Source organism: Pseudarthrobacter sp. MM222, assembly GCF_947090775.1.
Lineage (GTDB): Bacteria > Actinomycetota > Actinomycetes > Actinomycetales > Micrococcaceae > Arthrobacter.
The window spans coordinates 824,630-846,118 of record NZ_OX352321.1; the positions used below are offsets into that span (position 1 = coordinate 824,630).

At 65.9% G+C, this 21,489-nt stretch carries 19 protein-coding genes; 17 read left to right on the forward strand and 2 right to left on the reverse strand.

Annotated features, from left to right (window positions below; translation table 11 throughout):
• Positions 1-133: 133 nt before the first annotated feature.
• From OM977_RS03945 to OM977_RS04000, 12 genes are all read left to right on the forward strand, one after another.
• Entirely contained in the window at positions 134-709 is a 576-nt protein-coding gene (locus tag OM977_RS03945; RefSeq protein WP_264356237.1) for a helix-turn-helix domain-containing protein, read from the forward strand.
• A 38-nt stretch (positions 710-747) separates the two neighbouring features.
• Positions 748-1,536 carry a hypothetical protein gene (locus tag OM977_RS03950; RefSeq protein ID WP_264356238.1) on the forward strand — a complete coding sequence of 263 codons (789 nt, stop codon included), beginning with the start codon at positions 748-750 and terminating at the stop codon, positions 1,534-1,536.
• 146 nt (positions 1,537-1,682) lie between these two features.
• Positions 1,683-2,771, forward strand: coding sequence for an agmatinase (speB, locus tag OM977_RS03955; protein WP_264356239.1), 1,089 nt, complete (start codon positions 1,683-1,685; stop codon positions 2,769-2,771).
• Positions 2,768-4,432, forward strand: coding sequence for a thiamine pyrophosphate-binding protein (locus OM977_RS03960; RefSeq protein WP_264356240.1), 1,665 nt, complete (start codon positions 2,768-2,770; stop codon positions 4,430-4,432). Before speB ends, OM977_RS03960 begins: the two co-directional genes overlap by 4 nt.
• A gap of 156 nt (positions 4,433-4,588) precedes the next feature.
• Complete coding sequence (locus OM977_RS03965) at positions 4,589-5,074, forward strand: MarR family winged helix-turn-helix transcriptional regulator (protein WP_264356241.1); 486 nt, start codon at positions 4,589-4,591, stop codon at positions 5,072-5,074.
• Positions 5,075-5,078: 4 nt separating this feature from the next.
• Positions 5,079-7,223, forward strand: coding sequence for an MFS transporter (locus OM977_RS03970; protein ID WP_442960695.1), 2,145 nt, complete (start codon positions 5,079-5,081; stop codon positions 7,221-7,223).
• A gap of 259 nt (positions 7,224-7,482) precedes the next feature.
• Positions 7,483-9,216 (forward strand): ABC transporter ATP-binding protein, encoded by a 1,734-nt coding sequence (locus OM977_RS03975; protein ID WP_264356242.1) that lies wholly within the window; start codon positions 7,483-7,485, stop codon positions 9,214-9,216.
• Positions 9,213-11,255, forward strand: coding sequence for an ABC transporter ATP-binding protein (locus OM977_RS03980; protein ID WP_264356243.1), 2,043 nt, complete (start codon positions 9,213-9,215; stop codon positions 11,253-11,255). The genes OM977_RS03975 and OM977_RS03980 overlap by 4 nt, the downstream gene beginning before the upstream one ends.
• Before the next feature lie 65 nt (positions 11,256-11,320).
• The gene (locus tag OM977_RS03985) at positions 11,321-11,767 is read left to right on the forward strand and encodes an acyl-CoA thioesterase (RefSeq protein ID WP_264356244.1); all 447 of its coding nucleotides are present in this window, start codon (positions 11,321-11,323) and stop codon (positions 11,765-11,767) included.
• Between the two features lie 156 nt (positions 11,768-11,923).
• Positions 11,924-12,175 (forward strand): hypothetical protein, encoded by a 252-nt coding sequence (locus OM977_RS03990; RefSeq protein ID WP_264356245.1) that lies wholly within the window; start codon positions 11,924-11,926, stop codon positions 12,173-12,175.
• 109 nt (positions 12,176-12,284) lie between these two features.
• The gene (locus OM977_RS03995) at positions 12,285-14,513 is read left to right on the forward strand and encodes an McrB family protein (RefSeq protein ID WP_264356246.1); all 2,229 of its coding nucleotides are present in this window, start codon (positions 12,285-12,287) and stop codon (positions 14,511-14,513) included.
• 46 nt (positions 14,514-14,559) lie between these two features.
• Positions 14,560-15,756: a 5-methylcytosine restriction system specificity protein McrC gene (locus tag OM977_RS04000; RefSeq protein ID WP_442960716.1), complete on the forward strand. Its 1,197-nt coding sequence runs from the start codon at positions 14,560-14,562 to the stop codon at positions 15,754-15,756.
• Between the two features lie 31 nt (positions 15,757-15,787).
• Here the strand turns inward: OM977_RS04000 and OM977_RS04005 are convergent, their stop codons facing one another.
• Positions 15,788-16,087 (reverse strand): hypothetical protein, encoded by a 300-nt coding sequence (locus OM977_RS04005; RefSeq protein WP_264356248.1) that lies wholly within the window; start codon positions 16,085-16,087, stop codon positions 15,788-15,790.
• A 117-nt stretch (positions 16,088-16,204) separates the two neighbouring features.
• On the opposite strand from OM977_RS04005, the gene OM977_RS04010 reads away from it, so the two are divergent.
• The gene (locus tag OM977_RS04010; protein ID WP_264356249.1) at positions 16,205-16,834 is read left to right on the forward strand and encodes a TetR/AcrR family transcriptional regulator; all 630 of its coding nucleotides are present in this window, start codon (positions 16,205-16,207) and stop codon (positions 16,832-16,834) included.
• 101 nt (positions 16,835-16,935) lie between these two features.
• Here OM977_RS04010 and OM977_RS04015 read toward each other — a convergent pair whose 3' ends face one another.
• The gene (locus OM977_RS04015; protein ID WP_264356250.1) at positions 16,936-17,376 is read right to left on the reverse strand and encodes a very short patch repair endonuclease; all 441 of its coding nucleotides are present in this window, start codon (positions 17,374-17,376) and stop codon (positions 16,936-16,938) included.
• Positions 17,377-17,664: 288 nt separating this feature from the next.
• Here OM977_RS04015 and OM977_RS19725 point away from each other — a divergent pair, with 288 nt between their 5' ends.
• From OM977_RS19725 to OM977_RS04030, 4 genes are all read left to right on the forward strand, one after another.
• A complete protein-coding gene (locus OM977_RS19725) occupies positions 17,665-18,249 on the forward strand; it encodes a DUF6318 family protein (protein ID WP_442960717.1) in 585 nt (194 codons plus the stop codon).
• Positions 18,216-19,193, forward strand: a complete 978-nt coding sequence (locus OM977_RS04020) for a hypothetical protein (RefSeq protein ID WP_264356251.1) — start codon at positions 18,216-18,218, stop codon at positions 19,191-19,193. Before OM977_RS19725 ends, OM977_RS04020 begins: the two co-directional genes overlap by 34 nt.
• A gap of 96 nt (positions 19,194-19,289) precedes the next feature.
• Positions 19,290-20,360 carry an alkene reductase gene (locus OM977_RS04025; protein WP_264356252.1) on the forward strand — a complete coding sequence of 357 codons (1,071 nt, stop codon included), beginning with the start codon at positions 19,290-19,292 and terminating at the stop codon, positions 20,358-20,360.
• A 293-nt stretch (positions 20,361-20,653) separates the two neighbouring features.
• Positions 20,654-21,364: a GntR family transcriptional regulator gene (locus OM977_RS04030; protein WP_264356253.1), complete on the forward strand. Its 711-nt coding sequence runs from the start codon at positions 20,654-20,656 to the stop codon at positions 21,362-21,364.
• Positions 21,365-21,489 lie beyond the last annotated feature (125 nt).

Below are 21,489 nucleotides of genomic sequence, written 5' to 3' on the forward strand. Positions count from 1 at the left end.
AAGAGTATGCTGTGATCCGGGTAACAGTCAAGACTCATTGCGTGCCGGTGTCACTTCCGGCGCCGGCGGGCATCCGCCCCGCTAGTATGGCTCCAATGATGGGGCCGAGCGGCCGGCCGTGAAAGGTTCCACAATGAAGGCTCTACCAGTAGAACCAAGCAATGTTCCCGTTGCTATCGGTTCCCGGATCCGTGCCGCCCGGCAGTCGCAGCGGCTGACCATCGAGCAGGTGGCCGACGCCACCGGTTTGACCAAGGGCTTCCTCAGCCGGGTCGAGCGCGACCTGACCTCGCCTTCCGTTGCCTCGCTCGTGACGCTGTGCCAGGTGCTCTCCATTTCGATCGGTGACCTTTTTGCTGCCCCCGAAACGCACCTGACCAAGCAGAATGAAGGTCCCCGGATCTCCCTGGGCGGTGAGGGGATCGTCGAGCGGCTGCTGACTGCCCGCTCGGAGCGCCGGGTCCAGATCATCCAGGCGGTGATCGAGCCGCGGGGCCGCGGCGAATCGGAGCTGTACGCCGTGGACTGCGACGTCGATGTGTTGCACGTGATCAAGGGCACCATTCGGCTGATCCTCACTAATGAGGAGTTCGAGCTTAACGCCGGAGACACCGTGACGTTCCCCGGCCGGGAGCCGCACACCTGGGTGAACCCCACGGACGACGCCGTCGAGGTCCTCTGGGTGCTGGTCCCCGCCGCGAGCCGCTAGCTCTTCTTCAGTCCGCTTTTCAGTCCACCGGGGGTCAAATGAACAAGTCCAGGATCGTCTTCCTCTCCGCCGCGCTCGCCGCGGGCGTCGGCCTCAGTTCGTGCGGTGCGGCCGGGCAGGCGGGGCAAACCGGTCAGGGCTCCACCGCGCCATCCTCGGCCGCGACAGGGCAGTCGGACCCGTCCTCGTCCGCGACGCCCACGTCCTCCCCGACTAAGGCGGCCCCCTCGACGGGCTCAGCCTCGGCTTCGGCCACTCCGTCCGACGACGCGAAGCCCGCGGCGACGCCGAGTCCGGACGCCTCGGCCGCCCTCACATCGTTTACCTTCCCCGACGGGCATGTGTCCTTTTCCTATCCCAAGAACTGGACCGTCCGGGTGGAGGAGGCCGCACCGTCGGCCAACCAGCCCCCGGGGGTCGATCCTGTGCTGGCGGTGGTGGCCGACGAGACCGGCAATGAACTGCTCGCCATCACCAGCAATGCCTACGGCCCCGGCGCGTCGGGGCCCGTGCTCCGCACCGTACTCGATAACGCCCCGGTCCCCGGCCTCAAGGACACGTCCGGCGAGCAGCTGGACTTCGGCTTCGCTTTCGACTCCTTCGCCGACCACCCGGAGTTCCACATGGGCATCCGGAAGAGCCGCGAATTCGAGCCCTCGCCGGAGAGCTCGGGATCCACCCACGTGCCGTTGGCCAACGGGCTCCTGGACACCCACGTTCTCTTCGACACTCCGGCCTTCCCCTCGATCGACGCGGCGAAGGCGTGGATGGCGACAAAGCAGTACGGCGAGCTGAAACAGCTGCTGCTCAGCGTTAAATACCAGTGATTCTGGGTGGGGCGCAGGTCCGAACGGGGACACCGGCCAGCGCTGCCCCAACAGGGCTTATGTAAACAAAGGGTGCGCAATACGAAACTTCGAGTGTATGATGGCTGTCACACCCGTCGGTCAATCCTCGAAGGAGAGGCTTTCTTTTGGAAGAGCTGCGCATCGAGGCCAATGGCAACCTTGGCCCCATCGATTCATCCCGTATCCCGCGCTACGCCGGAGCTGCCACCTACGCCCGCCTGCCGCGGCTGGACCAGGTGGCCAAGGCCGACGTCACGGTGGTCGGGGTCCCTTTCGACTCCGGCGTCTCCTACCGGCCCGGTGCCCGTTTCGGGTCCAACCACATCCGCGAAGCCAGCCGACTGCTGCGCCCGTACAACCCGGCGTGGGACGTCAGCCCCTTCGAGAACATCCAGGTTGCCGATGCCGGTGACATGGCGGTCAACCCCTTCAACATCAACGATGCCATCGAGACCATCCAGCAGAACGCGCTGGACCTGACAGCCTCCGGCAGCAAACTGCTGACCCTTGGCGGCGACCATACGATTGCGCTGCCGCTGCTGCGGGCCGCCGCGGAACGCGCCGGCCAGCCCGTGGCCATGCTCCACTTCGACGCGCACCTGGACACCTGGGACACCTACTTCGGCGCCGAATACACCCACGGAACGCCTTTCCGCCGCGCCGTCGAGGAAGGCATCCTGGATACCGAGGCGATCAGCCACATCGGTACCCGCGGCCCGCTGTACGGCAAGAAGGACCTCGACGACGACCACCGCTTCGGCTTCGGCATCGTCACCTCTGCCGACGTCTACTACCAGGGCGTGCTGGAGACTGTTGCCAAGGTCCGGGACCGGATCGGCAACCGCCCCCTCTACATCTCGGTGGACATCGACGTCCTGGATCCGGCGCACGCACCGGGTACCGGAACGCCGGAAGCCGGCGGCATCACCAGCCGCGAACTGCTGGAAATCATCCGCGGCTTCCGCGGCATGAACCTGGTGGGCGCCGACGTCGTCGAGGTCGCCCCCGCCTACGACCACGCCGACATCACGGGTGTCGCTGCCAGCCACGTCGCCTATGAACTCGTCACCTTGATGGCGGACAGCGCCGTGCCGGGGGACAGGGTCGGCGCAGCCACCGGCTACGCCGCGCAGGCCCTCGGCCAGGAATCCCGCCGTCCGGCCGGTTTCGCGGCGCCTGCTCCCCAGCGCGTCGAAAGCGGTGTCTCCCAGTGACCGGCGTCCGCAACGGCGGCGACCTCGTCGTCGAAACCCTCGAGGCGCTCGGCGCGAAAACCGTCTTCGGCATCCCGGGCCAGCATGCGCTGGGACTGTTTGACGCCATGGGACGCGGGAACCTGCACTTCGTCTCCTCCCGGGTGGAAAACAACTCGGCCTTTGCCGCCGACGGATACTCCCGGGCCACCGGCGAGGTAGGCGTCCTGTTCCTCTCCACCGGCCCGGGCGCCCTGACCTCGCTGGCCGGCCTGCAGGAGGCCTACGCCACCGGCGTGCCGATGGTCGTGGTCGCCAGCCAAATTCCGCTCGAAGGGCTCGGGGCCCGCCGCAAGGGCATGCTTCACCAGCTTGACGACCAGAAGGCCTCGGCCGCGAACGTCACCAAGAGCCAGCGGCTTATCCAGCATGCCTCCGGCATTCCCTCTGCCATCCAGGATGCCTGGACCGAGGCGATCTCCTCACCGCAGGGTCCGGTTTGGCTCGAAATCCCGCAGAACGTACTCCTGGACCCCATCATGGTGCCCCCGGTGGAGGACGCCCTCGCCGAAGCGGCGGACAACCCGCCCCGGGTGGAGCTGGTCCGCGAAGCAGTCAAGTGGCTCTCGACGGCGGAACGTCCCGTGATCATCGCCGGCGGCGGCGCCCGCCGCGGCCGGGCCGAGAAGTCGCTGCTCGCGATCGCCGAGAAGCTCCGCGCGCCAGTGATCTGCACCCCGGGCGGCAACGGTGCGTTCCCTTGGAACCACGAGCTCTCACTCCAGTCCTGGATCGAGGACCAGTACATGACGGACCTGCTCGAGGACGCCGACGTGCTGATCGTCATCGGCTCCTCGCTCGGCGAAGTCACGTCCAACTACTTCACCTTCGAACCGCGCGGCCGGATCATCCAGATCGACGCCGAACCCCGCGTGCTCGAATCCAACCGCCCCGGCCTGGGCATCCGGGCCGACGCCGGACAGGCGCTCGCCGCCCTCAATGAGGCGCTCGTTGAACCGCACGGCGAACGCGCCGACTGGCACGGCACCGCGCCCGAGGCCCTGGTCAAGGAGACCCTGGCCAAGGTAACGGCCCGGCTGGAGTCCCAGGATCTGGCCAAGGAACTGAAGTTCATGGCAGACATCCGCGAGGCCGTGCCCGCTGACATGCAAACGTTCTGGGACATGACGATCTCCGCTTACTGGGCCTGGAGCTGCTGGGATGCCCGCGAGGGCCAGTTCCACTCCGCGCAGGGCGCCGGCGGGCTGGGCTTCGGCTTCCCCGCGGCGATCGGCGGCGCTGTCGGTCTCGAGACCACGGGCAAGCCGGGCGGTTCGGCCCGGGTGCTGGCCGTCTCCGGCGACGGCTCCGCGATGTACTCCATCTCCGAGCTGGCCACCGCCAAACAGCACAACGTCCCGGTCACCTGGCTGATCGTGGACGACGGCGGCTACGGCATCCTTCGTGAATACATGGTGGGAGCCTTCGGCAAGGCAACCGCCACGGAGCTCGCCCGCCCCGACTTCGTCAAACTGGCCGAGGCCTTCGGCGTCCCCGCCGTCCGGGTGGCTCCGGAGAACGTGGGGGAGGCGCTCAAGGCGGGCTTCGCCGCCGACGGCCCGAACGTCGTCGTCGTCGAGACCCTGCTGAAGATGTTCGCCCCTACCCACGTGGACGACTGAGCCCCTCCAAAGCAACGCACCCGAGCGCGAATCGGCAGCTCACGCTGCCGGTTCGCGCTTGGCGTTTAAGCGCAGGCTCCGCCTTCGCTGGCATATTAGTTTCCCAAAGTAACTACTTTAAGTTATAGTTGCCTAAAGCAATCAAAGGGGTGCATCATGTCAGTTCAGCCAGGCACCGCGGCCGATCTCGTGTACCGGATCTTCGACCTCCAGCGCGCCGTCCGCTGCGTCGCCGCGATGAACGTGCGCGGCCAGGACACCGGAGTGGCGCTGCAGGGAGTCCTGCGGTTCGTCGGGGAAGGCGAGTCCCGGGCCACCCAGCTCGCGGATCGGCTCGGCGTCAGCGCCCCGGTCCTCAGCCGGCACATCGCCGAACTGGAGGAGCACGGCTTCGTGGTCCGCCGCCCGGATCCCTTGGACGGGCGGGCCCAGCTGGTCGCACTCTCCCCGTCCGGAATCGAGAAGCTGCGCGCCATCGAGGACCAGCGGACCGCCACCCTGCAGGGGCTCCTGCAGGGCTGGACCGAGGACGACGCCGAAGAAACGGCACGCACCCTGAGGAAGCTTGCTGAGTCCCTCCGGACTGCAGCCCGGGCAAAGACGGCCGGATCCACCACCACGACCACCGTTGCTGAGGAGTAAACACATGGCAAGCCACGCTGCCGCCACCGGGCCCTCACCCGCCCCGTCTCCGGCCCCCGTCCCGCACCCGCCGGCCGCCCCCGCTGCCCCGATGACCCACCGCCAGATCATGGAGGCCCTCACCGGGCTGCTGGCCGCGTTTTTCACCGCGATCCTGAGCAGCACCATTGTGGCCAACGCCCTGCCGACCATCATGTCCGAGCTCAGGGGCACCCAGACCGACTTCGCCTGGGTCATCACGGCGGCGCTGCTGGCCAACGCCGCGACGACGCCGATCTGGGGCAAGCTGGCGGACCTGTTCGACAAGAAAGTCCTCGTCCAGCTGAGCATCGTGATCTTTGTGGCCGGCTCCGTCATGGCGGGCCTGTCCGAGACCATTCCGCTGCTGCTCATCGCCCGCGTCATCCAGGGCATCGCCATGGGCGGGCTGACCGCCCTGGCCCAGGCCATCATCGGTTCCATCATTCCGCCGCGGGACCGCGGGAAATACTCCGGCTACATGGGCGGCGTCATGGCCGTGGGTACCGCTGGCGGCCCGCTGCTTGGCGGCTTCATCGTGGACAGCCCGCTCGGCTGGCGCTGGACGTTCTTCGTCTGCGTCCCGCTGGCCGTCGTCGCCCTGATCCTGCTGCAGATCACTCTTAAGATTCCGCACATCAAGCGCCCGGCGAAGATCGACTGGCTCGGTTCCGTTCTGCTCACCTCCGGCGTGAGCCTGCTCCTGATCTGGGTCTCCTTCGCCGGCAACCCTGAGTACTACGACTGGTGGTCCTGGCAGACCGCCGCCATGGTCGGCGGCGGGGTGGGGCTCCTCGCGCTGCTCGTCGTGGTGGAATCGCGGGTCGCGCAGCCCATCATTCCGCTGAAAATCATCTCGGAGCGGACCACCGCCCTGGCCATCCTGGCCTCGGTCGCCGTCGGCGTCGGCATGTTCGGTTCTTCCACGTTCCTGGGCCAGTACTTCCAGGTTGCCCGCGGCGCTTCCCCCACCGAAGCCGGCCTGCTGACCCTGCCGATGATCGCCGGCAACCTCATCGGCTCGGTCTTGTCCGGGCAGCTCATCAGCCGCACCGGAAAATGGAAGCGCTACCTTGTCGCCGGCGCGGTCCTGCTGATCGGTGGGCTCGGCCTGGCCGGGACCATCGACCACACCACTGAACTCTGGCTCACCGGCCTCTACACCGGGATCCTCGGTCTCGGCCTCGGGCTGCTGATGCAGAACCTGGTCCTGGCCGTGCAGAACACCGTCCGGGCGACCGACATCGGCACCGCCAGCGCCTCCGTTGCCTTCTTCCGCTCGGTCGGCGGCGCCATCGGCGTCTCGGTGCTCGGCGCCATCCTCGGCAACCGCGTCAAGGAACTTGCCACAGCAGGCCTCGCCACCGCCGGGATTCCCGTCGCCGGCGGATCAGCCGGCGCCAGCCTGGACCTCCAGGACATGCCCGCCCCGGTCCGGGACATCATGCGGGCCGCGTACGGTGACGCGACGGCGGAGATCTTCCTGATCTCGGCGGTCATCGGGATCGTGGCGCTCGTCGCGATCCTCTTCATCAAGGAGCAGCCGCTGCGGCGCACCGTGGACATCCAGCCGGAGTCCGCAACGGCGTCGCCCATGACCGGTGCCGGCCCCGTTTCGGGTGCCGGGCCGGGCACCGCCGCCGGCACCGCCCCGGGTGCCGGGCCGGACACGGGTGCCGGGTCGGACACCTCCGCCGGTGCTGCGGCACCGGCGGGAAGCAGCCACGTTCCGGGAACCGGGATCGTCGATCTGGACCGGGAGTTCATCGAGGTCCTCAGCCGCCAGCGTGCCGGCGAGACCCGGACGGCAGACCGCGACGGTGCCCGGACCCGGGCACGCACGATGCTGGCGGAGGCTGGTGCGGAAGCAGCCGACGTCGTCCCGGTGCTGCTTCAGACCCAGAAACTGCTGGCCGAACAACAGCTCCAGCTGTCTGCTGCCCTGCGGGCCGTTCAGCAGCAGACGGCGGTCCAGCGTGACATTGCCGCCGAGCAGGGACGTGTCAGCGCCGAGCAGGCAGGAGTCAGCGCCGAGCTGACCGCCCTGCGCCGCCGGCTCGCCAAGGAGCGGAAGCTGCAGCGTGCGGCGGCGGATTACATCGCAACGCACGGCCGGCACCGCAGACAATAGAGCCTCGCACGGTAACCGGCGACCGGCCCCGAGGCTCTCCCTGCAGGGAGAGCAGCGGTGCCGGGCCGTCCCCGCGGCGGCCGTACCCCCTGGGGATGATTTTTGGTGTCGGTGTTCCCCGCCCGGCGAGGGATTTCGTAGAGTGGGGGAGGGCTAAGGCTGTCAGCCCCCTCTGCTAATACTTGGAGCAACGATTCATTGTTCCTCTCCAGTCTTCTCGCCAGCCTCATCTATTCGGTATTCCAAAGGACGCGTGGGCATGCTTGTCACCCTCATACGGCGCTATTCCAAGCCGTATCTGCCGTATATCGCGGCAGTCATCATCTTCCAGCTGGCATCGACCATCGCCGCCCTCTACCTGCCCAGCCTCAACGCGCAGATCATCGATGAGGGCGTCTCCCGCGGCGACACCGACTACATCTGGCGGACCGGCGGAGTCATGCTCGGCGTCGCCCTGATCCAGGTCGCCACGGCAATCGCCGGGGTCTATTACGGCTCCAAGGCCGCGATGGCGTTCGGCCGCGACCTCCGACGGGGAGTGTTCCGCAAGGTCACCAGCTTCTCCGCCAAGGACGTCAACGTCTTCGGCGCGCCGACGCTCATCACCCGCGGCACCAACGATGTCCAGCAGGTCCAGATGCTCATGCTGATGGGTCTCAACTTCATGGTGGCCACGCCCATCATGTGCATCGGCGGCATCTTCATGGCCCTCCGCGAGGACCTGAACCTGTCCTGGCTGGTCTGGGTTTCGGTGCCGGTGCTGGTAGTGGTCGTGGGATACCTCGTGGTCCGGCTGATGCCGCTCTTCCGATCCATGCAGACGAAAATCGACCGGCTCAACGGCATCCTCCGCGAGCAGATAATCGGCATCCGCGTGGTCCGCGCCTTCGTGCGCGAACCGCACGAAGCCGAACGCTTCGGCGCGGCCAACAAGGAGCTCACCGACGTCTCGCTGAAGATCGGTGCCTTGTTCGTGCTGATGTTCCCTGTCATCGGCATGATCCTGCACGTCTCCACGGCCGCCGTGCTGTGGTTCGGCGGACAGCGGGTGGACGCCGGGGACATGCAGGTCGGATCGCTGACGGCCTTCCTGCAGTACCTGCTGCAGATCCTGATGGCCGTCATGATGGGCACCTTCATGGCCATGATGATTCCACGCGCCTCGGTCTGCGCGGACCGCATCGGCGAGGTCCTCGACGTCGAGCCCTCCATCCACGAGCCGCTCACCCCGGTTCCGCCGGTAGAAAAGGCAGGCCGCGTCGAGTTCCGGAACGTGTCCTTCGCCTACCCCGGCGCCGAAGCGCCGGTGCTGAGTGACATCAGCTTCACCGCCGAGCCAGGCCAGACCGTGGCCATCATCGGCTCCACCGGCGCGGGCAAGACCAGTCTGCTGGCCCTGCTGCCACGCCTATACGACGCCGCCTCGGGTGAGGTACTGCTCGACGGCGTCCCCGTCACCAACCTCGACCGCTCGGACATCACGCAGCGCGTCGCCATGGTGCCACAACGCCCCTACCTGTTCTCCGGGACTATCGAGCACAACCTCCGCTTCGGTAAGCCCGAGGCCACGGACGAGGAACTGTGGGAGGCGCTGACCGTAGCCCAGGCCGCGGACTTCGTGCGGGATAAGCAGAACGGGCTCGCTGCACGCATCGCGCAGGGCGGCACCAACGTCTCCGGCGGCCAGCGGCAACGGCTCTGCATCGCGCGGGCACTCGTCACCGAACCCAAGGTCTTCCTCTTTGATGACTCGTTCTCGGCACTCGACGTCGCCACCGACGCGAGGCTCCGCCGTGCGCTGAAGGCAAAGACCGCGGACGCGACAGTGATCATCGTCGGCCAGCGCGTTTCCACCATCGCCGACGCCGACCAGATCCTGGTCCTGGACAATGGCCGGATCGTGGACCGCGGCACCCACGAGGAACTCCTGGAGACCTCCAGCACCTACCAGGAAATCGTCGAATCCCAGCTGAGCGCGGAGGCAGTCGCATGAGCACCAACGAGAAAGTCGCTCCCACTACCCCGGACGCTGCACCGGACGACGATTTCTACGAGGAGGAGTACACCCCGGGCGAGGCCGACGGCGGCATGTTCGGTGCCGTTGCCTCCAAGAAGGCCGAGCACTTCTGGCCCTCCGCGAAGCGGCTGCTGGGCCTGCTGAAGCCCGAGCGGACCGGCGTCATCGTGGTCTTCTTCATGGTCGCCGTCGCAGTGGTGCTCAACGTGGTCGCGCCCCGGATCCTCGGCCAGGCGATGGACGTGATTTTCGGCGGAGTGGTGGGCAAGCAACTGCCCGCAGGGGTCACCAAGGACGAGTTCGTCGAGGGCCTGCGGACCCAGGGCGAGAACAACTTCGCGGACATGCTCTCCAAGATGGACCTGGTCCCCGGCGTAGGCATCGACTTCCAGAAGCTCGGCTTCCTCATCAGCGTGGTGCTGGTGATGTACTTCGTGGCCAATATCTTCCTCTGGCTGCAGGGGTACGTCCTGAACGTCCTCGTCATGCGCGTGGTCCGCCAACTGCGCGATGACACCGAGAAGAAGCTGAACAGGCTGCCGCTGAACTACTTCGACACCCGGCAGCGCGGTGACATCCTCTCCCGCGTCACCAACGATGTGGACAACATCCAGCAGGCTCTCCAGCAGGCCTTCGCCCAGCTGGTGAACTCCGCGCTGACCGTCATCGGCATTGTGATCATGATGTTCATCGTGTCCTGGCAGCTGGCCCTGATCGCCCTCATTGCGCTGCCTCTCTCAGGCGTCGCCGCCGGCATCATCGGCTCCCGGAGCCAGAAGCTCTTCGCATCGCAGTGGAAGAACACCGGCGAACTCAACGGCCAGATCGAGGAATCCTTCTCCGGCCACGACCTGGTCCGCGTCTTCGGCCGCGACGGCGACATGCTGGCGCGCTTCGACGAACGCAACGAAGCCCTCTACAAGGCAAGCTTCGGCGCGCAGTTCGTCTCCGGCATGATCATGCCGGTCATGCAGTTTGTGTCGTACCTCAGCTACGTGGGCATCGCCGTCGTCGGCGGCCTGCGCGTCGCTTCCGGCGGAATGAGCCTGGGAGATGCCACCGCGTTCATCCAGTACTCCCGCGAGTTCACCCAGCCGCTGGGCCAGATGGCCGGCATGGCCAACATGCTGCAGTCCGGCGTCGCATCCGCGGAGCGGGTCTTTGAATTCCTCGACGCGGATGAGCAGGACGCAGAAACCGCCACCGAGCAGCTTCCGGCGAAGACTGACGGCCATGTCGGGTTCCGGCGCGTCACCTTCAGCTACACCCCGGACAAGCCGCTGATCGAGGATCTGTCCTTCACCGCCGAGCCCGGCCACACCGTGGCGATCGTTGGACCCACCGGGGCCGGCAAGACCACCTTGGTGAACCTGGTGATGCGCTTCTACGAACTCCAGGGCGGCAGCATCACTCTCGACGGCGTCGACATCACCCAGCTGAGCCGCGCGGAACTGCGCTCCAAGGTCGGCATGGTGTTGCAGGACGCCTGGCTGTTCGGCGGGACCATCTACGAGAACATCCGCTACGGCAACCTGGACGCCACCGAGGATCAGGTGATGGAGGCGGCCAAGGCCACCTTCGTCGACCGCTTCGTCCGGGCCCTACCGGACGGCTACAACACCGTCATCGACGAGGAAGGCAACAACGTCAGCGCCGGCGAGAAGCAGCTGATCACCATCGCGCGGGCCTTCGTCGCGAACCCGTCGCTGTTGATCCTGGACGAGGCGACGAGTTCGGTGGATACCCGCACCGAGGTGCTGGTGCAGAAGGCCATGGCGGCGTTGCGCACGGACCGGACAAGTTTCGTGATCGCCCACCGCCTCTCCACCATCCGCGACGCCGACACCATCCTGGTGATGGAGGCCGGCCGGATCGTCGAGCAAGGCCGTCACGCCGAACTGCTGGAGCTGAAGGGCGCCTACTACCGCCTGTACATGTCCCAGTTCGCCGGCGAGGACGCCGAGGCGGCCTTTTCGGAAAACACGGCCGACGATGCGACGGCGGTGCACAGCTGAGTGCCGCCGGGCCGGCGGCTCCCGGAGCAGCCGTCGACCCCCAGCGCATCGAGGTGCAGGTGCCGATGCGGTGGGGGGACATGGACGCGTACGGCCACATTAACAACGTGCAGGTCGTCCGCATCCTCGAGGAGGCCCGCATTGCGGCGTTCGGTCCACCCCGCGGCGCCGGGTTGCCCGGGGTCGAGCCGCCGGTGCCGCTGTTCAACGAGGTCCCGGAGGGCACCCTCGCCCTCGTGGTGGAGCACAAGATCCGGTACGTTCGCACGCTCGAATACCGCAACGTTCCCGCGCTGGTGCAGCTCTGGATCGGCGCGGTAAAGGGAGCAAGCTTCGACATCCATTACCTGGTCCAGGACCCGGTCACCCGGGAGGACTGCGTCCGCGCCACGAGCCACCTTGCCTTCGTGGAAGAAGCCACCGGGCGGGTGCTGCGGCTTACCCCGGAGCAGAAGGAGACGCTGGCGCGGTTCACTCCCGCGCATCCGCACGCGGTCCGCGCTGCACCCTAGACTCGCCCGCGGCAACGTGGGGCTCTTCCTCGGCCTGCACGTCGGAGCCACTACCTCGGGCCACTATCTCGGGACTCTACCTAGGGCCGCGGATCGCCTCTAGAATGAACACCCGCATACGCAGCCACTCCCGCCGGAAGCAAGGAGTAACGACCAATGACGAAGCGAAGCACGAAGAATGCCCGGAAGAAGTCCTGGGCCGAACTCCCGCCGCTGGCGAAGTTCGGCACCATCACGGCGGCCGGCGTCCAGCTCTCACTCCTGTTCGCGGCGCAGCGTGACATCTCGCGCCGTCCGGCCGAGCAGATCCGCGGCAGCAAGGCGCTGTGGCGGGTGGCCACCCTGCTCAACTTCATCGGGCCGGCCAGCTATTTCACCTTCGGCGTCCGGCGCCACCCTGCGTCCTGACAGCAACCGGTCATTCCCGCCGGGTCCGTCCGCTGCCCGCGGGCTCCCTGCCCCGGGCCCTGACGCACCCTTGATGCGGGCGTTCAGTTTAAGCCTGTAAATTGAAGGGATGACCCCAGCCAAAAAGCCTGCCATGCACCGCGCCCTCGGCATCTCCAAGGAGATTGAGGACGCGGCGTGGTTTGTCCTGGGGCCGGGGTTGCACGGCAAGGCTTCGGCCTTGGACGGACGCACGAAAACGTGGTCGGTGCCGGCCGCGGCGGAGCTGCTGGAACGCCTTGAGCGAGGTGTATCGGACTCCAAGGCACCCATGATGACCAACCTCCGGGAGAACCTGGCGGATGCTTCCCGGGGAGCCAAGCAACTGGCAGTTGAACTGCTGTTTCTTCAGTCCCTTCCCTTGGCCCATGAGGTCAAATCCCTCAAGGTCAAACGCGCCCGGGTGGCAGAAGCCGCGACGTGGCTGGAACCGTCGTTGGAACTTCCGGATGAGCTGTATGCCGGAATGACCGACCACGGCGTCATCCGGGACCGCACCGCCGAGTTCAACTGGACCATCTGGGATCACCTGAAATGGCTCTGCCGCTTCGTCAAGCACGTGGCCCAGGGGCCCGCGGGTGTCGTCGCCGCGGCCGTCAAGGACCCGCTGGCCTTCCACCTGCTGGTGGCGGGCACCCCGGATGACCAGCCGGCGATCCGCCGCAGCATTGAATTCCTGGTCTGGCCGAGCTACTTCGAGCCAATTGTGGCGGACGTCGAGCGCCAGGAAATCCGCGACGCCTTTGCCTCCCTCGTTGGCGGGGCCAAGGGGGACAGCGACGAGGAAATCTCGGCCGACATCCACCGCATCCGCCTGCACCTGGACGAACAGGCCGGCCAGCGGATCGACTGGTACTCCCGCCAGCTCGTGAGCCAGTGGCGCAAGGTGGGAGACCCCGGCCGCCGCGCTTGGCTGCTGCGCACCCATCAGGACAACGCCGACTTGCTCGGTACCTGGCAGACTGACGAAAGAGTGACGCTCGACGTCGAACACCTTCGCCTGCTGGACCCCGGCGTCACTGCCGGGCTGGTCCAGCACGCCGTGGATGAGGACTATAAACACCTCGGCTACGTGGAACGCGAGGACACCAAAACCGCCGTCTTTGCCTTCCTGACCGTGATGAAGCCCGGCGACCTGGCCCTGTACCAGAGCTCGGGCACCGTCCGGGTGGGCGTTGTCCTGGGTGAACCCGAACACCACGAGGACAATCGGCGGCTGCGCCGCAAGGTCCGCTGGTTCGACGAGACCCACAGCATGTCGGAGCTGCCCCGGCACGTGCAGCGTCAGCTGGCGACCTCAGGAATCGTCGTCGACATCACCCGCGTGATCCAGGCGCTCGAGGCCCTCCTGCCCACCGAAGCGGAAGCGGAGGCCGGCGACGGCACCGAACCGGCCGCCGTCGTCGAACCCGCTTGTGAAGGTTTCCGCCCGCTCACACCGGAATTCGCCGCAGCGCTGCACATGGATCTGGAGCCGTTGCAGGAGATCGCGGAACTCCTCGAGGAGAACCGGCAGCTGGTGCTGTACGGCCCGCCCGGTACCGGCAAGACCTATCTGGCCAAGCACCTGGCGGCGCAACTTGCCGGCGATACCACCGACGAGCGGGTGAAGCTGGTGCAGTTCCACCCTTCGTACGCCTACGAGGACTTCTTCGAGGGTTTCCGGCCGGACAAAACGGACGAGGGACAAGTGTCCTTCAAACTGGTGGCCGGTCCGCTGCGCCGCATCGCCGAAGAGGCGGCCAAGCCCGGCAACGAGAGCAAGCCCTACTTCCTGATCATCGATGAGATGAACCGGGCAAACCTCGCGAAGGTCTTCGGCGAGCTGTACTTCCTGCTCGAGTACCGCGACGACCGAATCTACCTCCAGTACAGCCCCAACGAGCCCTTCACGCTGCCGGACAACCTGTACATCATCGGCACCATGAACACTGCGGACCGGTCCATCGCGATGATGGATGCCGCCATCCGGCGACGCTTCAACTTCATCGAGCTGCACCCCAAGACCGAGCCGGTGAAAGGCTCGCTGCTGCGCTTCCTGCAGGCCCGGGAGCTGGACACCACGCCGGCGTTGCTGATGGACGCCCTCAACGATGCGATCGATGAGTGGGACCGCGACCTCATGATAGGGCCGTCCTACTTCATGAAGAAGTCCGCCCAGAGCCCCAAGGGCCTGCGCCGGATCTGGAAGTACGAGCTGATGCCGCTGCTTGAGGAGCACTATCACGGCCAGCTCAACCGGGCCCAGCTGGAGGAACGGTTCGGGCTGGACCAACTGCTCGCCCGCCTTGAGTCCTAGCCGGGGCGCCCGCGCCGGGGGCGCTGTTTCGCTGCGTCGGGTGGTGCTGGACGAGCTCTCCGTCGGAGTCGCGGAGCGCCTCGATCCGGCCAGCGCGGCGTACATCAACGGAAGCGGGCTGGCGAAGGCATCGCCGATGGGCATGGGGCTGTACCGCATCGAGCCGGTCGGGAAGGTCGGGTCCGTTCGCACCCCCACGGTGCAGCTGGAGGTCCGGCCCAAGGAGCGGCTCGGTCTGAGCCGGCTGCTGTTCCTGCTGGGCTACGCGGGGGACCAGGGCTTCCGTGAGGATTCCGTCTCCGCCGTCGAGGAAAGTGACCTCTGGAGTGCCTTGGCCGAATCGCTGGCGCAACTCGCGGACCGCGCCCTCAGCCGCGGAGTCCTGCAGGGTTACCTGAACGTGGACGAATCCCTCCGGACGGTCAAGGGCAGGATCCGCATCTCGGATCAGATTTCCCGCCGGCCCGGCATGCTGGTTCCGCTGGAGGTGTCCTATGACGAATTCACCGAAGACATTGCCGAAAACCGGATCCTTCGGGCCGCGCTCGAGCGGATGTCCCAGGTGCCGGGGGTCCGCCCCGAAGTCCTCAGCAGGCTGCGACAGTTGAAGGGGAAGCTCGCCGCCGTAACCCGGCTGCAGTCCGGTGCGCCGCTGCCGGTGTGGCGGGCCAGCCGGATGAATGCCCGCTACCACGCAGCCCTGCGCCTCGCGGAACTGATCCTGCGCAACGCCTCCGCGGAAGCCGGCGACGGCAGGCAGCAGTCGGCGTCGTTTGTGGTGGACATGTCCAGCGTTTTCGAGGACTTCGTCGGGATCGCGCTGCGGGAGGCCATGACAGCGTTCCCGGGGGAGATGCGGCTGCGGTACAACGCCCTGCTCAACGAAGCTGTCCGCGATTCGGACCGCATCATTGTGCAACCGGGTGCCGTGCATCTGCTGGGCGGACGGCCGGTGATGGTCTACGACGCCAAGTACCAGGCGGCGTCCGACGTCGGGGCGTCGCTTTCCGGCGACCATTACCGCATGCTGGCGTACTGCACGTCGTTACGCGTCCCGACAGCCTGGCTCATTTACCCGGGCGCAGGGGAAATCAAGCTACGCCGGATCCTGAATACGGACATCGACATCGTGGAATTTCCGCTGGATCTGTCCAAGTCGCCCGCCGAGATCCTGGCCTCCGTGGCGGATCTTGCACAACAGTCCTGGGGCGAAGTGGTGCGGCAAGCGACCATCAGCCGGTAAACGTGGCGTTGTGTTCGGTGGGTGCTGCCACCTACCCTGCTTCGTCCTGCCGGTCGGACATTGAGATCAAGTGGCCCAGGAGCGCCTTTTCCGGCCGGCCGGGGTTTCGGGCAACATGCAGGCGAAGTTTTTCGCGCACCTCCGCCTCGTCCGGGGCGTTATCAGCGAGAATCGCATCAATGATCGTAGACACTTGCCGGCGCAGGGGCTCAAGATCAGGGTCAACCGCTTTGGCCCGCCGGTAGTCGTTCAGACGGGCTACAGAGGACGAGGTGGGGCTGGGGCGCGGCGCGTCGGGAGTCAGCGACTCCTCTGACGTCTGTTGCGACATCTGGATCTCCGGGGTGGGTAGTAGTTCAAGTACAGCGGACTGCGGGTCCCCAGGCCCGAAATACGAACTCTACTCCGGGCAGACCACTCTGTCTCGCGACGCGCTAGAATATCTTTGATGTCGCTTTCAACGAATCCCGTCCGGAGATCGTCACCACCGCTCGTGGTGCCTAGCGGTGGGTCTGTCGCTGGCTCGGGTGTGCGGGAGCGGATTCTCGACGTCGCCTATGAGCTTTTCTCCCGGCGGGGAGTCCGGGATGTCGGTGTCAACGAACTGATCAGCCGCTCTGGAGTAGCCAAGGCGAGCTTCTACCGGCATTTCGCCTCTAAAGACGAGCTAGTGCTGGCTTTCCTCGAACGCAGGGACCAGCAGTGGACTGTGGACAAGATTGTCTCAGAGGCCCGGCGCCGGGGCGCGACCCCGGAGGAGCAATTGCTCGCCATCTTCGACGTCTTTGCCGACTGGTTCGCGCGCGATGATTTCGAGGCCTGTTCGTTCGTGAACATCCTGCTCGAAATGGGCCCGGACCATCCCCTTGGCCAGGCGAGTATCGACTACCTCGCGAAAATCCGTACCCATGTTCAGCAACTGGCCGAAGAGGCAGGGCTGCGCGATCCGGAGAACTTCTCCCGGTCCTGGCACATCCTCATGAAGGGATCCATCGTCTCCGCCGCTGAGGGCGACCGCGCCGCCGCAGGCCGCTCCCGCGAGATGGCCGGCTGGCTGATCGCCCACAACCGCGGTTGAGGTGCGGGTTAGGCCTCGGCGATTGTCGGCGGGCGCCGGCTCCGCGATCTGCTCGGTGTGGCGGCTGCTTAGTGCGGTGGCTGCTTAGTGCTGCGATCTGCTCAGCGCGGCGGTTGCTGAGTACTGCTAAGGAACGCGTCCAGTTGCTGTTCCAAACTTACTGGGTCCTTGAGTTCGCACTCCCAGACCGTCAGCACTGTCCAGCCTGAGGCTTCCAGCTGATGGAGCTGCTCGGCATCGCGGTTCCGCGTGCGCGTCCGCTTGGTTTCCCAAAATTCCGCATTGGCTTTGGGAGCGTGCTGGCCCACGCGGCAGTCGTGGAAGTGCCAGAAACAGCCGTTGACGAAGATGACTTTGTGGCGGCTGGCGAAGACCAGGTCGGGGTTGCCCGGGAGCTTGCCTCCGCGCGCCGTGCCGTGAAGCCGGTAGCGGTAACCCTTTGAATGGAGCAGCCTTCTCACCAGCAGTTCAGGTTTGGTGTTCTTGCCCCTGATGCGAGACATGTTCCAGCTGCGCCGCTCCGGAGTCAGCTTGTCCGCCATGGTTTAAGTCTAGGCGGCGGGTGACATGGCGGGACGCGGGGCTCCCGTGCCACCCGCCTGGTTTTCTTCGCTCCAGGCAGTTTCACGTCTGTCCACCTTGAGGTTGAGGGCGAACGGAAGGACTGTGGAAAACTCTGACGCCCCGGATGTGACGTCGGTTACCCTTAAGCCACTGTTTGGCTTCAGGCGTCTTGATTTTCTATCGGGGAGTAGCTGACCATGACATCTCGCACTTCGAGCTCCACCATCAAGCGCTCCTGGTCCGCTGCTCTGGTTGCCGCGCTTCTGATGTCTGCCGCCGCCTGTAGCGGGGGAGGAACGCAACCCGGCGCATCCCCGACGGCCGAATCGCAAAGCCCCTCTGCCGCGTCGACTCCGAGTGCCACCCCGACCCCAGCTCCGAGCTATAAGCCGGCCGACGCCTCAGGCAGGGCCCAGAACGTCCCCGTACCGGTGCTGCCCGAGGTCGCGAAATCGGAAACGAAGGAGGGACTTGAAGCCTTTGCGCGGTACTGGTTCCAGTTGTTGAGTTACGGGTACGAGACCGGCGATACAACGCCGTTGGACGCGATTACTACGCCTGGATGCGAACTTTGCTTGAACGTAACGCAAGCCATCAGCTCCAATTACGAAAGCGGGAAGTGGCTGGCAGGGGGACGTGTTGAAACGCCTTCCGTTAGTACGTCGTATGCTGAGCAGCCTGACGGTCAATACCAAGTCGTAGTCCAAGTGCAGCAGGCAATGATTTCGTACATTGGCCCCGGAGGAACTGAGTTCAGAACGCCGACGCCGCCCTCGGATACTGGCAACGTCATGATCGCCGAGTTCGCTAGCGGCGCGTGGCGACTCACGGGGCTTCATCCCATCCGATGAGCCGATCAAGCAAACGGTTTCGGGAGCACGTCATCAGAATTGCCGCGGCATTTCTAATCGTGGCGGTCACTCTCCTTCTTCCTTGTGTCGCATCCGCGGATGAGAACGGTGTCGACGCCGGATTTGGAAATCAAGGGGTCAATGTCGGGGGATGGAGGATCGACCCCGCCACGGGGAAATTCGTTGCCCTCCAACCCGGAGCCCCAAGTGCGGATCCCTACCAGTACAAGTACGAGCTGCAATGTCACCTCGGCGGCGGGGACTTCGACACCGATTGCCTGGCAGTTCTTGTCGACTGCAAGAACGGACCGGACGGTAAAGAGGGGATTCCGGTCCTGTGGCTGAAAGCGCCGGCCGGAGTGCCGAACCCCTCGTGGACCTATCACTCCGGCCCGACTTGTCTTTTCGATCCCAGACCTGAGGATTTGCTGCCCCGCATCGCGGCTATGATCCAGACGGAGTTCCAGCGGCTGCCAGTCGCAGCCGGCACCGTTACAGCCCAGCCGAGCCCGCATACCCTGCGCGGCGCGGAAACGAACTTTTTCGGGAATGCAGCGGAACAACAATTCGACATCACCATCCTGGCCCAACGCGTGCATGTGGTAGCAAAGCCCGTGGAGTACTCGTGGAACTACGGCGACGGCGCGGTGCTCGGTCCCCAGGCGGCGGCCGGCGGTCCGCTTCCGCAAGAACGCTGGGGCGAGAAAACCCTCACCAGTCACGTCTACGCCCAGACGGGGGATTTCGCGGTGGTGCTGACCACCCATTTCAAGGGCACATATTCCGTCAATGGCGGCCCGCCGCTTCCCATTCCGGGGCAAGGCTCCTTCAGCTCCCCGCCACAGCCTGTCAGTGTGTGGCGCTCGATCACCAGGAACTACGCGGACGATTGCCTCCAGAACCCACAGGGTCAGGGATGCCCCGCCGCTCCTCCCGCACCGTGAGCGTCTCACGATAGTGATCCGAGTCGCACGCGGAATAGTTGCAAGCGCCGCGCAGTTACACCATGCGAACCCAATCCCTTGTGAAAGGAACTGCGCATGCTGTTTTCCCCGATGACCCTCGGTGAGCTGGAACTGCCCAACCGTCTTGTGATGGCGCCGCTTACCCGCGTCCGCTCCGGCCAAGAAGGAGTCCCCGGCCCGCTGGTCGTCGAGCACTACCGGCAGCGGGCGTCGCTCGGCTTGATTGTAAGTGAGGGAACCTACCCCAGCCGGGCAGGCCGAGGCTTCCCTGGCCAGCCCGGGCTCGTGACCGACGAACAGCTGGAGGGCTGGGCCAACGTGACCGCCGCGGTCCACGCTGAGGGTGGTCGCATTTTCGCCCAGGTCATGCATGCTGGCCGTGTCACCCATGAGGACACTACGGGGGGCTACGAGGTAGTCGCACCCAGTGCCATTGCCATCGACGGTGAGACCCGCACGTACAAGGGCAAGAAACCGTTCCCTGTTCCCCGCGCCCTGACGACCGAGGAACTGCCGGCCATCCTTCAGGAATTCGTGACGGCATCACGCAAGGCAGTAGAGGCAGGGTTCGACGGCGTCGAGCTGCACTCCGCGAACGGCTACCTGCTGCACGAGTTCCTCACTCCAGCCGCCAACCAGCGCGACGACGTCTATGGCGGCTCGCCTGAGAACCGCGCACGCTTCGTGATCGAAGTAGCCCAGGCCGTGGTGGACGCCATCGGGGCGGACCGCGTTGGCATCCGCATCTCGCCCGAGCACAACGTTCAGGGCGCAACTGAACTTGATGCAGCAGACGTCCGGGCCACCTATGCCCACCTCGTAGACGCTCTGGCCCCGCTGGAACTGGCCTACCTCAGCATTCTGCACAAGGAACCCACCAGCGAGCTGGTCCAGGATCTGCGCGCACGGTTCAAGGGTACGTTCCTGATCAACACCGGCTTCGGCGTTGTCACCACCGGTGAGGAGGCCAAAGCCTTGGTCGCGGACGGCCACGCTGACGCCGTCGTTGTCGGACGCCCCGCCATCGCCAACCCGGACCTGGTCCGCCGCTGGCGTGAAGGCCTGCCGGTCAACGAGGCAGATCCGACCACGTTCTACACTGACGGTGCCGAAGGCTACACGGACTACCCGGCCTACCAGAACTAGGCCCGGACAGCAGCTCACCCGGCGGGGACATGCCCCGTCGCAGCCACGAAGAGTGGGCAGAATGCCATTCTGCCCACTCTCCGCTCTTAAGAATGAGCATGTCGCTCGGTCGGGGGACCGGCGAAGGGACATGTTCCCCGTTGGGACCCGGGAATGGGCATGTCCTTCGGCCGGGGGGTGGCGGGGCCCGGGGATGAGCATGTCCCTTGGCGGGGCCCGGGCAAGGGGCATGTCCCTCGGACGCAGGGCGCGTGCCCGGCGAATGGGCATGTCCTCTCCTATAGGATCTGAACATGCAATCAGCTTCCTCCGGGAGTCGCCCTGAGGGCCACCACACGGGCCGACCCGTCAGCCGCCAGGTCCTCGCCGACCACGTCTATGAGGAGCTTCTTGCCTCGCTCATCGACGGGCGGCTCGAACCCGGGGCCGCGGTGAGCATTGACGGAACCGCCAGGGAGCTCGATGTTTCCCCGACGCCGGTCCGCGAGGCCCTTGCCCGGCTCGAACACACCGGAATGGTTCGCCGCGTCGCGCTCAAGGGCTATCGGGTTGCGCCGATGTTCACCCAGGAGGACTTCGCCGAGCTCATGGAAGCGCGGCTTGCAATCGAGCCCGTCAACGCCCGCTTGGCGTGCGCCAGGCTGACACCCGCGCACCATGCCGAGCTGTCCGCGGCTGTGGCCGACCTCAAGAAGGCTCCGCGGGGCCCGTCGTTTGCCGAATTCCGCGACTATCTGGAGGCCGATGAACGGTTCCACCGGCTGATCGCGGAGCAGACCGGCAACCAGTTCATGGTTGCCGCCTATGCCGCCCTCGGCGGGCAGGTCCAGCGCTTCCGCCTCTTTGGGGGCGTGGGCATCACGGACGCGGAACAGGCGATCGCCGAGCACCAGGCGGTCCTGGACGCGCTTTCCTCCGGCGATCCGGAGAAGGCCGCAGCTGCCATGGCAGAGCATGTGCAGAAGGTGCGCGGCCGCGCCATTGCCGACGCGCCGGCAGACTAGTTCTCCTTCAGCAGGCCAGCGCAGCAAACGTAAAGCGCGTCTTTTTTGTGACCCCCTTCACAACTGGATCAAAGACCCTATAGGATCTTCGATTGTGACGGCTACGATGCCGACACCGGGTGAGT